Below are 16,499 nucleotides of genomic sequence, written 5' to 3'. Positions count from 1 at the left end.
TAATTTTATTAAATGCCCACTCGTACAGTTAAGGTGTATTGTTTTGGTACTGGCGCAGCAACACCTCCTGAACGGAAGAACTCTGGATCCTGACCATTCAATTTCTTATCCGCATAAATCAAGAATGGATTCGTCGCTTGTAATTTCACCGATAGATTATTCATTTTTGAACCAATCCAATCTTTAGGGAAATCATATCCTAAAGAAATTTCCTTCATACGGATAAATCCACCATCAGCTACTCGGAAAGAAGAGAAGTTGTAAGCATTATAGGCAATTTTCATATCTGGATTGTCATCCGCATACCAACGGTTTACAATTGCTGGAATAGAGGTTACACCCTCATCTCCTGGTAGCGTCCAACGGTTACTGAACTCTCTTGGCATAGCACGCATGTCATCATATTTACTCTTGAAAACCTGATCTAGACGAATCACATTCCCAAAAGAATAAGTCATAAATACATTCAAGCGGAAGTTTTTATAAGTAAAGATATTCCCTAAACTTCCCATGGTATGTGGATCTGCTGAACCTTCATACTTCAAGAACTTCAACTTCTCAATAGCATTCTGCTGAAAGTCGATGTCAAAAGTTGTCTCCTCACCATCTTCATTAATGAATACTGGAAGACCTTCACGATCCAATCCAACAAAAGGAATAGAGAAGATGGATCTAACTGGATAGCCTTCTTTCACATAACCTGTACCTTTTACCAGGTCTACCACACTTGATGTCGCATCCAATTTGGTAATATTCGTTTGGTTCCAAGCCATGGTAAAGCTGGTATTCCAATTGAACTGCTCGTTCATGATATTTTTAGTGGTCAAGGTGAATTCCACACCTTTAGACTTCATAGCCGCTACGTTACCCCATTTCAAGGATTTACCAGCAACCCCATCGGTATAAATTGGACCGATCAAATCAAAATTATCACGTGTATACCAGTCTGCAACCAGGTTAATGCGGTTTGAAAGAAAACCCATATCAACACCCACGTTTAACTCATGTTTCTTTTCATAAGTCAAGTTATTGTTTGGAAATTCCGTAACCATCAATCCACTTTCCTTCATGTCGGAGAATGGACGCCAAGGATTGTAACTATGAATAATCATATTCGCATTATTCACATAGTCAACTCCCGATTCACCCGTCAAACTATACGATGTACGCATGGTCAAATGAGAAAATACAGGCTTTAAATTATCAAAGAATGTTTCATCATGCGCATTCCAAGATGCCCCCACATTCCATGTCGGTAACCAACGTGCAGAATTTGCTGAACCTAATCTGTTACTACCATCATAGCGAACGGTAGCCGACAAATTATATTTGTGCTTGTAAGAATAGGTCGGGTTAGCATAAAAACCTACTTTACGCGATTTGGTATGGTTCAAACCATAATAGTCTGTCCCTTGCTCAATACCTTGTTTGAAGAATTCATAAACATAAAAAGGAATTTCTCCTAATGCATATTGCATTCCCCAACCATTGAAAAAAGATCTTTCACGGTCATAAGAATTGTATTCCCCACCTACGTTCAAGTTTAAAACATGCGTATTGGCAATGGTTTTAGTATAGGCTCCTGATACTCGGAAATCTTGCCCCATCATACCATAGTCTGTACGGCGATAGATACCTCCTTCTGGTAATACAGAAATCGGCAATGCATACGGATTATTTGGATCTAGGTATAAGAAGCTGTTATTATCGCGAATGGTAGCATCATCCATAGAGCGGTAAGCCAAAGCCTGGTTAGCGTTGTCTAAGATGTTATGTTGTTGCGAAGAATTTTCGTATTTGAATGCTCCTAAGGCAGAGAACTCTAAGCCTGGCATAGCGCGCCATCTCAATTCTCCTTGAAATTTCAACCCTGAAACGTCGATATCGATATAATTGTTCTCCAACTCATGAAGAATATTAAATGGTGCATAGTTACGCGTATAAAATGTATTCACTTCCAATGCACGCGAAGTATTCATCGCGTAGTTGTATGGGTTGATATCAAAATTACGCTTCACCTCACCAAATACTGGGTCAGTTTCCTGACTTAAAGTACCGGGAGCACGTTGCTTACGGTTCGAGGCATTTGCAATTAAGTTTAAGCTCAAATTAGGGATGATCTTATAACTCATGTTGAGGTTGGCTGTATAACGATTGGTCTTACTTTGCTTAGTCCATCCTGGATCATTCATTGCCGATAAGGAAGCATAATAAGTGGAACGCTCAGTACCATTGGTTAAACTCAAGGAGTGGTTTTGCATGATGTTGTCATTGAATAACACATCAAACCAATCGGTATTGCGCATTTCTGCTGCACGTAAATATGCCAACTTCTGTTCTTCCGTATTCGCTAATCCAAACATTCCTGTTGTAGGATCGTATGTATTCAAAAGCTTATACATATGACCATAAATTCCGGAATTCTGCGCTCGGTAGGTCTCCCCAAAGTTCAACCATCCCTTGCTTTCCATCTCCTTATATATACCCATCTGTTCCTGCGAATTCATAATATTGAAGTCACCATAGCTAGGAATCTGACGTGTAGTATACTCACCGGTATAGCTTAAACGGCTCACACCTGCCTTACCCTTCTTCGTGGTCACAACGATTACCCCCGCCATAGCGCGTGCACCATAGATAGAAGTTGCTGAACCATCCTTAAGGATTTGGAAACTCTCAATATCGTCAGCATTTAAGCCTGCGACCGCAGAACTGATCAAAGTAACCGCATCCCCGGATGATAAATCATCTGCACTCACTTCCGTCACATCTTCCATGATAACCCCATCAACAACCCATAATGGTTTAGAACTACCATAAATGGATGTCGCTCCACGAACACGGATCTTTGGTGCTGTACCAAATGTTCCCGATACGTTTTGTACAGATACCCCTGCAACACGGCCTTCTAAGGAACGGCTAATCTCAGGCATACCGTCGATTTTCATGTCCTCAGCATTCAATTTTGTTGAAGCACCAGTAAATAATCGTTTATCAGTCTTTGTTACCCCTGTAACTACTACCTCCTCAATCACATCTTCCTTCTTCACCAAAGTCACACGGATATCTAAGCCTGCAGATACCTGTTGTCTATCATAACCCACATAGCTGACAATTAACTTAGCATTACCATTTGGAACAGCAATACGGAAATGTCCTAAATCATCCGTACTTACGCTGGCAGTTCCTCCAACCAAAGTAACGGATGCACCGGCGATGGGTTTACCATCTTCCGAAACAACACGCCCTGAAGCTTCTAATTGCTGCTTTTCACTGCTGTTGTTTTGCCTGGGGTTCGCTGTATTGACACGCTTGATGAACACCTGTCTTCCTTCAATGGAATAGGTATTCTGCGTCCCTGCAAGTAAACTGTCGAATATTTCTTTTAAGGTTTTATTATCCGCTTTGACTTGAACCTGTTTGTTCGGATTGTCAATATTGCTGGAATAAAACACCAAAACACCATAGCTCTCTAACTTTTTAAAGGCATCCACTAAACTGGTGTTACTGATATTGACCGTCACCCGTGTTACAGGATTTTCGATCTCTTTTTGCGTAGCAAAGGCTTCGTTCGTGCTGTAGAAAAGAAGCAGCGAACTTAAAACAAGGCTTTTGCAATACCGTTTTGTAAAGGTATAGCTGGCCTTTTCAAATTCTTTCATAAATTTGTTAATCAGAGTTATTAATAATAAGATGCGCGACAACGCATTTTTTAGGGCAATACAGAAATCGTATTGCCTTTTTTTTGATTAGCTAGGTTCATTACTCATTTCTTTACATAGGCTTCTGGTATAGTTTATATGTGTTGTTTTCTTTTCTCATTTGTATATCCAAGGAGAATGCTACTCCTCGTAAAACTGCCTGCAGATCCTCCTGTAGATCCAAATAGCCAGAACATTTTAATGTCGCAATTTTTGGCTCATAGGCAATACTTGCCCCATAATACCGCTCCAAATTGTGGATTACATCCTGTAGCGGCTGGTCTTTAAACCGATAAAACCCATCCTTCCAGGACGTGAAAAATGTTACATCCACTTTCTTCACCTGTTCTACTTGACCATTTTTAAAATATGCCTGGTCAGGGCTTAGCAGATATTCACCTGCTTTACTTTTCATCCGCACACTTCCTTCCACCAGCGTAACTTGATGTTTTGCATCTTGCTCATAGGCATGAATATTCAAGCTGGTACCCAAAACCTGTACATCAAACTCTTTGGTATGGAATACAAAAGGTTTCTTCGGGTCTTTAGTCACATCCGCATAGACCTCACCATTGACGCGGACCTCTCTTTTATTGTCGGAAAAATGACTTGGAAATTGAATCGACGAACCTGCATTCACCCATAGTTTTGTACCATCTGGAAGTACTAAGGACATTCTTTTTCCTAGTGGAACATGAACCTCATGTTGTATGGCTTCTTCTTTCTTGGAAAGCTCAATGGTTTGGGTATTGAGCTTAACATTCTCTGCATTCGAGAAATCCAACACCGCTTCTTTCCCTGAAATCTGTAGCGTTTGATCGCCGTTCGTTACTAAGCGTATCCCGGTACTATCTTCTGTTGCTGCTAATATTGCTTCTGAATTATCGCTAATCGCAGTGCGTTGAAAGTAAAACCATAAGGATGCTCCCACTGTTGCCAATATGATGGCTGCAGCATAGCGATAAAGATTTCGGATTTTTGGCTTTGTCACCTGCGCATCTTGAATGCGCATAAACAACTCCACTTTCCGCAAAGGATCCATTGGTTGTGGAACACCCAATAATTTCTGACGCGCGTCAAGAAAGGTAGCCTCCGATATTTTACCTTCAGCAAGTAGGTTTTGCCAAAACAAATCACTTTCTGCTGTTGGATCAAGCATGGAGCTGATGAAAAATTCATCACTAAGGAATTCCGTAACGGTCGTATGAAAATGGTAGTTATTTACATTCATAAATTAAAGGTCATTGAAGGCCTGTTAATTTAAGGACAGTAGCTTTTCTAAAAAGTACTCATGGAAATGAAACTTTATTTTAACTTTTTTAAAAGAAAAGATTTAAACCGCTGAAAATAAGCGAGATTATTTATGAAAAAAGTAGAACCAATAGGATCAAAAGGGTTAGGAAAGCCTTAAGTTTTTTAACAGCCGACTGGGCAATATTTTTTGCAGACTGTGGGTTGATCTGCAAGTGTTCGGCAATCTGCTTAAAGCTCATGGTTTTAAAAAACCGAAAATACAATACTTGCTTTTGTCGTGGACTTAATTGAGCTAAACCTTCTTTTAACAATTGTCGATCAATTTGAGATTGCTCCTTCAAGATCCATTGTTCTTCCATACTAGCCTCCTCGGCATCGTGCAACTCCGGATTTAGTTCAATAACCTTGACTTTGGAACGCTTGTTCAACAAGGTATTTTTTAATGCAATAAATAGATAGACTTTTAGATTTTTGACCGTTTGGTACTGTCCTCTTTTATGGTAAATCTTAACGAACAATTCCTGGATAGCATCTTCAATATCTGCAGCCTCATAGCCTAAATTTTGGCCATAGCCATACAGGGCATCCACATATTGATGGTATACCTGTGCAAAGGCAGCTTCATCCCCCTCTTGCAACAAATTCCATAATTCGAATTCGTTCATTCTCCAAGAATATTTCTTTGAAACCCTAACCTATTGAAAACAAACAGATAGGATTAATAACCATTCATTAATTCAAGATAGACGTCCTCTTCTGAGGAAAAATTTAATAATTATTTAACAAAAGAAATAAAAATAATTTTGTATTGCAATAACGGAGTTAATATTAGGCGATGCTTGGAAAAAATATTGCCATTCAATGAAAATTTAGCAATTTACAAGCTTGTAAAAAAATTGTTATTAGGAAAAGAATCGGACTCAACCCTGCCAAACCCAAACCGCAAACCATTGTACAATCAGTGCCATGTCCAATAAGTAAACATGGTGATAATGTTTTTTGTCGGTGAAAATAACAAACTTAAAAAGCAGTAACACGAAAACACTGGTCAGCACCATCCCCCATTTTACAGCAGGTGAATAAGGTGATACCAGCATTAATAAAATATGGAAAAGGCCCATTCCATAGGAAAGTAAAATAGCCTTTTCCTTACCCAAGATTATCGGTATAGTCTTTAACTTATAATAACTATCCTGTTCATAATCTCTGATATCAAAAGGCAGGGTACATAAGAGTAAAAATAGAATTTTGACCAAGCCCAAGTAATTTGCCATATACCAATCAATAACAGCATGATTAGCATATAATTCCACAACCGGCAAGCCCACACTACTTAAAGACCAAACCAAGGCTATATAAAAGACCTTTAAACCTGGAACTTGTCTTAAGCCTATTTTTTTACCTGCAATCTGTACTATTGGAACAGCATAGGCCAAACTGACCATACCCACAAAACCTAAGAATAAGAGCGTCAGTATATGCAAATGTAACAAGGCCCAGGCGGTTAATAGCACAGCAAGAATGCTGAAGGCCCAAAGAAATCGCAAGTTTTTACCAATCCATCGGGTCCGCTGATAAGGAGATGACTGCGGATCCTTGGGCAAGGAAAGATAAAGACTCAGGTTGTATAAAAGTAAGGTTGTAGCCCCTTCTATCACTAAAATATAGGGATTAACCGGTAAATCTAAGATGATATAGGTTAAAGCACATTGCGCAACAGCAGCCATCGCAATAAGGAAGTTGCTATTCACAAAAAAATAATATAGGCGCTTTAATATTTCCACAATAAATCCTAAACAAAAATGCAATTTATTCAATCAAGCCACCTAAAAATTAGTAAAACATATTAAAAAAAATTAAATTAGCTCTGCTGCAGGCCTATTTAACGTCATTTAATAAGTAATTGACCGAATTAAATAATTCCTAAGGCAAATATAATGTAGACCTATAATTTTATTTTAGAAAGATGAGTTTTCAAATTAAATCTTTTGAGGAGTATCAAAAAGCTTACAAAGAGAGTGTAGAAAATCCGGAGCAATTCTGGGGAGGAATTGCAGAGAATTTCTTTTGGAAGAGAAAATGGACAAATGTCCTAAAATGGAACTTTAAGGAACCGGATATTAAGTGGTTTGAAGGGGGAAAGCTAAATATAACCGAAAACTGTTTAGATCGTCATATCTATCAATTAGGTGACCAACCAGCTATTATCTGGGAGCCTAACGATCCACATGAAGCTCACCGTGTTCTTACCTATAAGCAGTTGTTACAAAAGGTAGAGCAATTTGCTACTGTGCTAAAAAACAACAACATCCGTAAAGGAGACCGTGTTTGTATTTACTTACCAATGGTACCTGAATTGGTTATCGCAGTTTTAGCATGTGCGCGAATTGGTGCTATACATTCCGTAGTATTTGGAGGATTCTCCGCACAATCTATTGCTGATCGTATCAACGATGCCGAATGTAAATTGGTTATCACCTCCGATGGTGGTTTCCGTGGAAAGAAAATCTTAGAGCTGAAAAGTATTGTTGATGATGCCTTAATGCAGTGTAAATCGGTTGAAAAGGTTATTGTATTGACTCGCACGCGTACGCCTATATCTATGATAAAAGGTCGTGATGTATGGTGGGAAGATGAAATTAAGAAAGTGGAAACTCAAGGCAATCCAGCTTGTCCTGCTGAAGAGATGGATGCTGAAGACACCTTGTTTATCCTTTATACTTCCGGTTCAACAGGCAAACCTAAAGGGGTAGTGCATACCACGGCGGGTTATATGGTCTATACTGGATACACCTTTGCCAATACCTTCCAATACCAACCTGGGGAAATCTTCTTCTGTACTGCAGATATCGGTTGGATTACGGGACACTCTTATATTGTTTATGGACCGCTATCGCAAGGAGCAACATCCTTGATGTTTGAAGGTATCCCAACCTATCCAGATGCTGGACGTTTCTGGGATATCGTTGATAAATACAAGGTAAATACGCTGTATACCGCTCCTACAGCTATTCGTTCTTTGATGGCGTTCGGAGATGAGTATTTAGAAAATAAAGATCTTTCCTCGCTTCGTGTATTGGGTTCAGTAGGTGAACCTATCAATGAAGAAGCTTGGACTTGGTACCATGAGAAAGTGGGTAAAGGTAAATGTCCAATTGTGGATACTTGGTGGCAAACGGAAAATGGTGGACACTTAATCACACCTATTGCCGGAATTACACCAGAAATCCCAGGATATGCAATGCTACCTTTACCAGGAGTTCAGCCTTGCTTAATGGATGATACCGGACAAGAGATCGAAGGAAATGATGTGAGTGGTAACTTATGTATTAAGTTTCCATGGCCAGGTATGCTTCGCACCACTTGGGGTGACCATGAACGCTGTCGCCAAACCTATTTCTCTACCTATGAAAACATGTACTTCACAGGAGACGGCTGTTACCGCAGTCCGGAAGGTTATTACCGTATTACCGGTCGTGTCGATGATGTATTGAACGTTTCAGGGCACCGTATCGGTACCGCGGAGGTTGAAAATGCCATCAACATGCACGCCGATGTGGTAGAATCTGCCATCGTAGGATACCCGCATCCAGTGAAAGGACAAGGTATTTATGCTTATGTGATTGCTAATCACCATATCGACGAAGAAAAAACACGTCAAGATATCTTGCAAACCGTGACACGTATCATTGGTGCTATCGCTAAACCAGATATTATTCAATTCGTAACAGAATTGCCGAAAACAAGATCTGGAAAAATCATGCGCCGTATCTTACGCAAGATCGCAGAAGGCGAATTAAATAGCCTGGGTGATACTTCAACCCTACAAGACCCTAACGTGGTGGAATCCATCATCGAAGGCTCCAAGAAAATGAAATAAGCTCTTCGGACTTATCCCCATAAAAACCCTATCGTTTTGATCAGAAGTCTTATGACTTTTGACAAAGCGATAGGGTTTCTTCATGCTATAAACTTAGACATTTTTCCCTCTCTTTACATGAAACTTCGAATCTCCTTTAATAAATAAACTCTTTCCATATCTTAAAAAATTTCAATATTGCTCTTTACAAAAAGCAATAATAAATATAAAATGCTTTTTATAAAAAGCATTAATTACCTATATTTGCTTTATATAGAAAGCAATTATGGAAGAATTATTATTGGAATTTCAGGCTAAACTTCTCCGTCAATCCTTGGAATTTCAACGGTATTTGTTGAATGAGTTGGATTTAAATAACCGCTTGATAGCGATTAAAGGCGCGCGGGGTTCTGGCAAGACAACACTTCTATTGCAATTAGCAAAGCTCCATCTTCCACAATCCTCCAGTCTGTATATTAGCTTGGATCATATTTACTTTTTTAACCACAATTTATATGAACTGGCCAAGCAATTTGCTTTGATGGGGGGAACACATTTATTGCTCGATGAAGTACACAAGTATCCCAATTGGTCCAGGGAAATTAAACTGATTTATGATAACTTCCCCGAGCTGAAAGTCATTTTTACCTCCTCCTCCATGTTGGAAATCTACCAATCAGAATCCGATTTAAGTCGAAGAGCTGTATCTTATATCCTAAAGGAATTGTCTTTTCGGGAATTCATCCAATTGGAGACGAAAAAGAATTTACCAAGCTATAGTTTGGAAACGATTTTAAATGAGCATCAACAAATTGCTGCTGCTTTACTCCAAGACATCAAACCCATACCTCTTTTTGAAAAATACCTGCGAATTGGTGCATATCCCTATTATCGGGAAAATGAACAGAGTTATGCGCAAAAACTGATTAATACCATTAATCTAATTATCGAAATCGATATCCATGCGGTTGAAGATATGCAGTACGATAGCTTGGTAAAGCTAAAGAAACTATTGATTACCGTGGCGACAAGTGCACCCTTCACACCTAACATTAGCAAACTCAGCGAAAAAGTGGGTGTTTCACGTAATATGTTGGTGCACAGCATCAAGCTGTTGGAACGAGCAGGATTGGTCAACGAATTATACAAAGACAATAGTGGTATAGGTGTCTTAACCAAGCCAGAGAAACTTTATTTGAATAACAGTAATTTGATGTATGCCCTTGCTAAGGAAAATACCAATATCGGTAATGTACGAGAAACCTTTTTCTTGAATCAATTTAAAGGTTTGCATGAAATAAATCTTGCCGAAAAAACTGATTTTATCATTGACAAAACCTATACCTTTGAAATTGGTGGAAAGAATAAAACCAAAAAGCAAGTAGCCCAACTAGATAAGGCATACTTAGCAAAGGATGGAATCGAAATAGGGTATTCCAATATCATTCCCATTTGGCTTTTTGGTTTTATGTATTAGTGTTTTTGTGTCTTATTATAAACCTTAAAAGCGATAGCCTAAATAGAATCCAGAACTTGTCGGTACTATTTTAGGTCCATTCTGCATAATGGAATTAAAAGCCCCGCGGTAGTTCACACCAAAAATATACTTAGAATATTCAAATCCAAATCCTGCCTGGAATCCCCATTCATCTTTTCGAAAGTCGGAGTTGAAGTCCAATTTTTCAGCACCGTTCTTTCCATTAAAGTGATTCTTATAATAGGCACCGGCATTAACATAGAACAGGTGTCCAAATTTCAAATCCAACGGTACCATCAGTGAATTGCGATAAAATCTTCCTGCAGCAGATCGACTGGCATTTTGATCAAAATGAACACCCAAATCTAAAGCATACATCTTGCTTAACCTGTAACTTGCGCGAAGTCCTAAAGCAAATCCTACTTCGGCTTTGGCATCGTAGAACTCTTCCTGATACAGATGCTTTCCGGTATTCAATTCTCCTAAAACCGCAAAACGTAATGGTCTCATGATTGCTCCTGGTTTCTTTTGTAAGCGCTTCATCACGTTTTCGGCACCCACCTCTGTATGATTGGCCAAGGCTTCAACAAAACGTGAACTAAATTTAGCAATGCGCTCCATTCCATGATAATCCAACAGATCTGCTTTATCCTCAGGTTTATGATAAGGCGACTTCAAACCCGTAAATACATGTATGGCAGGTATTCCAGATGTCCCAAAAGGTTCAGTATCGGTATATGCCTCTGTAGATGCGGATAGATCTTTCAATGGTATCCCTTGAGCGAGTTCCTTTGCTAATTCAGCACCCCCTTTGATATGCCCAACACCCTTTAACGTCAATCCCTCATTTTTCTGCAACATACCAACCATATCAAAACTAAACATGGCCTTCATACTTAAACGCTCCTCCTTAGTCAATTCCTTAACAAAATGATTCGAACCGATCAGACCAGACTCTTCAGCATCAAATGCTATAAAAAGTATAGTACGTTTAGGCTTGTTCTGCTGAAAATATTTCGCCAACTCAATGATGGTTGCTACCCCGGATGCATTATCATCTGCTCCAGGATAATAAGTTGAGGTTCCAGGCCTATATCCCAAATGGTCATAATGCGCCCCTAAAACTATAATCTCCGATTTTAAAGCCGGATCTGTCCCCTCTACCATTCCAACTACATTTGTGGCCTTCACAACAGCTAACTTAATCCGCAAATCAAAGTTTTGCTCATAAGAACCTTTGTAAGGTTGTAATTCTGCTTGTTTGAAATGCTGAAGAATATAAGCCTTAGCAAGCTCCTTCCCTTCAGTCCCTAAACCTCGCCCCTTCAATTCTTCCGAAGCCAAATAATGAACGTGTTTCGACAAACTATCCTTAGAAAGGCTTTGCGCATGAACCTGAATGGACCATATAGCTAATACGAGTAAAAATAATTTCTTCATAAATTGGTTTTTAAAACAAAAATAGAAGATAAATTAAAATGATAAGCAATACTATTCGTTAAATAGTGTCAAATATCGGATTGCTTTCAAATATCCCAATTGTCCACTTCTTTACCAATCTTCAATTAGGAACGGAATGTATTTCCCTTGGTTCAGGCTCTAGTTTTATTCGAGACGCCTAGGGAATTTCTAGGGATCTGATATGGATCTCCTTCGGATCTCGTTCGCTTCTAACCGAACGAGATCCGAAGGAGTTCCGAACAAGTTCCGAAGGAGATCCGTAAGAGTGTCGAATAAAACCAAAGGAGAGACTATTAGACAACAGACAAAAGACAACAGAATTTAGAAACGAAAAAGGGGGAAATAGATGTGAGATATGAGACCGCTACGCTATTAGATTTGAGATAGAAAGGGTGTTAGGTATAGGTATTAGGTTGGGATTTCCCGTTTAATGTAGGGGCGATGCATGCATCGCCCGCCATGCAAAATTAGTTTTACCATGCCCAACTCAGAGCAAAGCAAAGAGTCTTAGCCCTATGGGCAGTAGTTAGTATTTAGTATCAAGTAATTAGACCTATGGCAGGATAGTAATTATACTGTTTACCACTCAGGGCGAAACAAAGGGTCTTAGCCCCATGGGCAGTAGTTAGTAGTTAGAATATTTTTTTAATAAAGAAAAGAGACTATGTACAACACAATGGGGCATTATTTTTTGATTCATAACCTTAAACAAGAAAGGGTCAACACCGTGCGTTGACCCTTTCTTATGGCAAATTATCCTCTGTTATTTTTCAACTAAATCGACTTTAGTCAATCGAAAACTCAAACTCTTGGTTCTTTTCTGTTTTATAGGCGAGATGTTGTGTTGCTGGGGAGATGGCGAAAAGAGGTGAGAAGGTTTTTACTTTCACTGTTTTTCCATCTGGCAGGAATTCCAAGTATCTTAACCAGCCATCACCACCATTGCCATGCCAGCCTCCGCCCATTGCTTGCGCATTGAAGGTCATCTGAGATACTGTTTTTCCGGCAGCATTCTTATCCTGACGGAAACCTAAGTGTCCATCGAATTTATCGGCTTCTCCAATATGTCCAGAAAATACCAAGCGGATGTTTTTAGAAGGTTTCACTAATTTCTCAAAAACCGCAGCACCATAATTCGCATCTTCGATTTTATATCCTTGCTTTACAATATGTTGACTCTTCTTATCCAAGAACACATGGGTTAACAAGATCACTTCATGATTGGCATAGATAGGTTTATCCACGATCTTTTTTGCCCATTGCAATACAGTATCTCTAGGAGCAAATTCCAATACCATAACTAGTATCTTTTTACCGGAAGGAACCTGGAATTCAAAGGTTGCATTGACTGCAGTAGATGCTCCATTAAGGTTTGGACCTACATCACGTAAGGCACGAGCATTCAATCCGTTTTGTTCTGCGGAAAAATATTGGTCATAATGCGTAGAACGATATTCGGCACTCACATGTCCATAATCGTGGTTTCCTGTAGCCAAGACGTAAGGTAGGTAGCCATCCAAACGTTGGAAAGCACCGCGGATGTTCGTCCATTGTTGACGGCTGTTTTGGTTTGCGGCTTTACCATTGGGATTCATTAAGTCGTTCTGTTCCACTAAATCGCCGGTACAGAGGACAAATTGCGTATTCAATGAGTCTGCAGTTTCTTTGACCCAGGTGGTCATCATATTGATGATGCCCACATTACGTTCAAATTTGACATAAGATTGCGGGTCTGGCAATAAAACCAGGGACCAGGAATTTTTATCACTTAGTTTTGGTTTTTGATAAACCTGCTGTGCGAAAGTTTGTCCCACAGTCAGAAATAGTCCTAGTAAAAGAACATAAATTAGGATAGGTTGTTTTTTCATAACGGTGTTAAATTGTATCTATAAAACTAAGGATAAAACCTAAGGAATGGGATAATTTTTTCAGTTTTAACCTTAATTTAACCGGGAAAAATGCAACATTTTTATTATTTTTAGCCGATTCCCTTAATTTTCTAATTGTTAGTTCATGTTATTTACTATACTTCTTGGTCTGCTTTCTGCTCTCCTGTTAATACCCTTCGGTTCGAGGCTTAAATCCAAGTGGAGTATAATTTTGCCCTTAGTTCCTACAGGGATTTTCGCCTATTACCTTGGTTATTTGCCCAATATTGTTGAAGGTTCTTCTGTGATCCAACAAATTAAATGGGTCCCAAGCTTAGGGGTAAATTTTGACTTACGATTAGATGGATTATCCATGCTTTTTATGCTATTGATCACGGGCATAGGTGCTGGGATATTCTTCTATGCAAGAACTTATTTGAAGGGTCATCCCTATTTCGACCGCTTCTTTGGTTATTTATTTCTGTTTATGACCGCAATGATGGGTTTAGTCCTGTCTGATAACATGTTGTTGTTATTTATTTTCTGGGAATTGACTAGTATTAGCTCCTTTTTCCTCATCGGATTTAACAACGATCAAGCGGCTTCTCGAAAGAGTGCCATGACTGCTCTCACGATTACCGGGATGGGTGGTTTCTTTCTTCTAGCAGGATTAATTCTATTGGCGAATATCGCGGGGACCTATCAGATTTCAGAACTTATTGAGCATAGGGAGCAGATCCTTAATCATCAAAGTTATCCACTAGTCCTTCTTTTCATCTTCTTAGGTGCTTTTACGAAATCGGCTCAATTCCCATTTCACTTTTGGTTACCGGGCGCCATGAAGGCACCGACTCCAGTATCGGCCTACCTACACTCAGCAACCATGGTAAAAGCAGGTATATATCTGCTCGCTCGATTCTTCCCTATTCTAGGAGGTACGGATTTATGGTCTTATCCTTTGATGATCGTCGGTGGACTAACCATGCTATTTGCAGCGATACATTCGCTATTTCGAATTGATTTAAAATCCATTCTTGCATATACCACCATTTCAGCCCTAGGGATCTTAGTATTTCTATTGGGTTTAGGCTCCAGAGAAGCTATTATTGCGGCTTCAGTATTTATTCTGGTGCATGCCTTATACAAAGCTACCTTATTCCTTGTGACTGGAATTATTGACCATGAAACAGGAACCAGGGATATTACGAAACTAGCTGGTTTAAGAAAAGTGTTACTGCCTGTAGCAATAGCCGCAGGTTTAGCCGCATTGAGCAGTGCGGGCCTACCATTAACCTTTGGATTCATTGGAAAGGACTTGATTTATGAAGCAACCCTTCATGGACCTTCAAACTTGATTTGGATATTGACGGGTATTGCCGTCGCCACGAATATCTGCTTAGTTGCAGCTGGATTTATGGCCGGAATAAAACCTTTCTCTGGTAAATTACCTGATCAGTTTAGTAAGCTACACCTGCCTTATCCATCCATGTGGATACCGCCATTGGTATTAGCCTCATTGGGACTTCTATTCGGGATATTTCCTGGATATGTAGGAAAATGGTTTAGCATGGCGACTGCAGATGCCATTTTTGGGTCAGAGACCCAAATGAAATTGGCGATATGGCATGGTTCCTTTAATACCGTATTGATCTTAAGCTTAGTTACCTTAGCCGTTGGAACCCTGCTTTACTTGGCCAACAAACCAAGTACGAAGAAATTAGGACTGATTGAACAGTTCAATGGTATATCAGCACAGAACATCTTAACCCGTTATAGCAACGACATACTACGTTTTTCCAATTGGTACACCAACCTTTTACACAATGGTTTTCTACGCTCCTACTTACTAAAAATCATTGTCTTCGCAGAAATACTTTTGATTTATAAGCTTTGGGTGAGTGGACCGATATTAATTGATTTCGACAACCTTACTCCATTAACCATCTACGAAGTAGCTGTAGTCATCATATTATTAGGAGCATTGGTAATTGTCGTTACGACGCCATCCCGATTAACCTCCGTGGTTGCGATGAGTGTCATCGGATACTGTATCTGTTTGATGTATGTATTCTACAGTGCACCAGATTTGGCCATGACGCAATTCTCCATTGACACCCTGAGTACAGTCTTATTCGTATTGGTTTTGTATAAGCTTCCGGGCTTCTTAAATCTAGCATCTGCGAAACAGCGTTATCGAGATACGGTAGTCGCATTAGGTTTTGGAATTATATTATCCATCATCGCCTTGAAGGTAATGTATGAACCTATACAAACGCAGACCAGTGATTTCTATGGGGAGAACGCCTATATCATGGCAAAGGGGAAAAACGTGGTGAACCTTATCTTGGCGGATTTCCGAGGAATCGACACAATGTTTGAAACCGTGGTATTGGGTATTGCTGCCTTAGGGGTTTATAGTTTATTGAAATTAAGGTTAAAATCGTCAGAAAAAGAATAACAACATTATGCGAAGTATCATATTACAGACAGCAACACGATATTTATTGCCCATATTGCTTTTATTTTCATTTTTCCTATTACTTCGGGGCCATTACTACCCAGGAGGAGGCTTTGTTGGCGGCTTAGTGGCATCCATTGCTTTTGTCTTACATAGTTTTGCCAATGGCGCTGAAGCGACCATGAAGATTTTACGTAGAAAACCCTTGTCTTTAATTCCTATTGGTTTGGGAATATCAGCTGTTAGCGTGGTGTTACCAACGTTTTTCGGTTTACCACCGATGACAGGATTGTGGTGGGAAGAGAAAATCCCCGTAATAGGCATGATTGGTTCCGCCTTATTTTTTGATTTAGGCGTTTATTTGGTCGTTGTAGGCGTTGTATTAACCATATTGTTCACCATTTCATTAAATAAAGACTAG

At 39.4% G+C, this 16,499-nt stretch carries 10 protein-coding genes; 4 read left to right on the top strand and 6 right to left on the bottom strand.

The window, feature by feature from the left end:
* Positions 1 to 8 precede the first annotated feature (8 nt).
* The 4 genes from ACP6L2_RS09105 to ACP6L2_RS09090 all read right to left on the bottom strand — a co-directional run bounded on the left by ACP6L2_RS09105 (position 9) and on the right by ACP6L2_RS09090 (position 6,706).
* Positions 9 to 3,662 (bottom strand): SusC/RagA family TonB-linked outer membrane protein, encoded by a 3,654-nt coding sequence (locus ACP6L2_RS09105; RefSeq protein ID WP_440508915.1) that lies wholly within the window; start codon positions 3,660 to 3,662, stop codon positions 9 to 11.
* 112 nt (positions 3,663 to 3,774) lie between these two features.
* Positions 3,775 to 4,932 carry a FecR family protein gene (locus ACP6L2_RS09100; protein WP_440508914.1) on the bottom strand — a complete coding sequence of 386 codons (1,158 nt, stop codon included), beginning with the start codon at positions 4,930 to 4,932 and terminating at the stop codon, positions 3,775 to 3,777.
* 130 nt (positions 4,933 to 5,062) lie between these two features.
* The gene (locus ACP6L2_RS09095) at positions 5,063 to 5,620 is read right to left on the bottom strand and encodes an RNA polymerase sigma factor (RefSeq protein ID WP_440508913.1); all 558 of its coding nucleotides are present in this window, start codon (positions 5,618 to 5,620) and stop codon (positions 5,063 to 5,065) included.
* Between the two features lie 255 nt (positions 5,621 to 5,875).
* Entirely contained in the window at positions 5,876 to 6,706 is an 831-nt protein-coding gene (locus ACP6L2_RS09090; protein WP_440508912.1) for a hypothetical protein, read from the bottom strand.
* A 215-nt stretch (positions 6,707 to 6,921) separates the two neighbouring features.
* On the opposite strand from ACP6L2_RS09090, the gene acs reads away from it, so the two are divergent.
* Positions 6,922 to 8,835 (top strand): acetate--CoA ligase, encoded by a 1,914-nt coding sequence (acs, locus tag ACP6L2_RS09085; RefSeq protein WP_440508911.1) that lies wholly within the window; start codon positions 6,922 to 6,924, stop codon positions 8,833 to 8,835.
* A 265-nt stretch (positions 8,836 to 9,100) separates the two neighbouring features.
* Positions 9,101 to 10,291, top strand: a complete 1,191-nt coding sequence (locus tag ACP6L2_RS09080; protein ID WP_440508910.1) for an ATP-binding protein — start codon at positions 9,101 to 9,103, stop codon at positions 10,289 to 10,291.
* A gap of 24 nt (positions 10,292 to 10,315) precedes the next feature.
* Here ACP6L2_RS09080 and ACP6L2_RS09075 read toward each other — a convergent pair whose 3' ends face one another.
* The gene (locus ACP6L2_RS09075; RefSeq protein WP_440508909.1) at positions 10,316 to 11,731 is read right to left on the bottom strand and encodes a M20/M25/M40 family metallo-hydrolase; all 1,416 of its coding nucleotides are present in this window, start codon (positions 11,729 to 11,731) and stop codon (positions 10,316 to 10,318) included.
* 806 nt (positions 11,732 to 12,537) lie between these two features.
* Positions 12,538 to 13,620 carry a metallophosphoesterase gene (locus ACP6L2_RS09070; protein ID WP_440508908.1) on the bottom strand — a complete coding sequence of 361 codons (1,083 nt, stop codon included), beginning with the start codon at positions 13,618 to 13,620 and terminating at the stop codon, positions 12,538 to 12,540.
* A gap of 145 nt (positions 13,621 to 13,765) precedes the next feature.
* Between ACP6L2_RS09070 and ACP6L2_RS09065 the strand changes: the two genes are divergently transcribed.
* A complete protein-coding gene (locus ACP6L2_RS09065) occupies positions 13,766 to 16,078 on the top strand; it encodes a putative monovalent cation/H+ antiporter subunit A (protein ID WP_440508907.1) in 2,313 nt (770 codons plus the stop codon).
* Between the two features lie 7 nt (positions 16,079 to 16,085).
* A complete protein-coding gene (locus ACP6L2_RS09060) occupies positions 16,086 to 16,499 on the top strand; it encodes a Na+/H+ antiporter subunit B (RefSeq protein WP_344673159.1) in 414 nt (137 codons plus the stop codon).

Origin of the sequence: Sphingobacterium lactis (assembly GCF_051951495.1) — a bacterium.
In the GTDB taxonomy this organism is placed as follows: domain Bacteria; phylum Bacteroidota; class Bacteroidia; order Sphingobacteriales; family Sphingobacteriaceae; genus Sphingobacterium; species Sphingobacterium lactis_A.
This window is presented reverse-complemented; position numbering and strand designations above follow the sequence as displayed.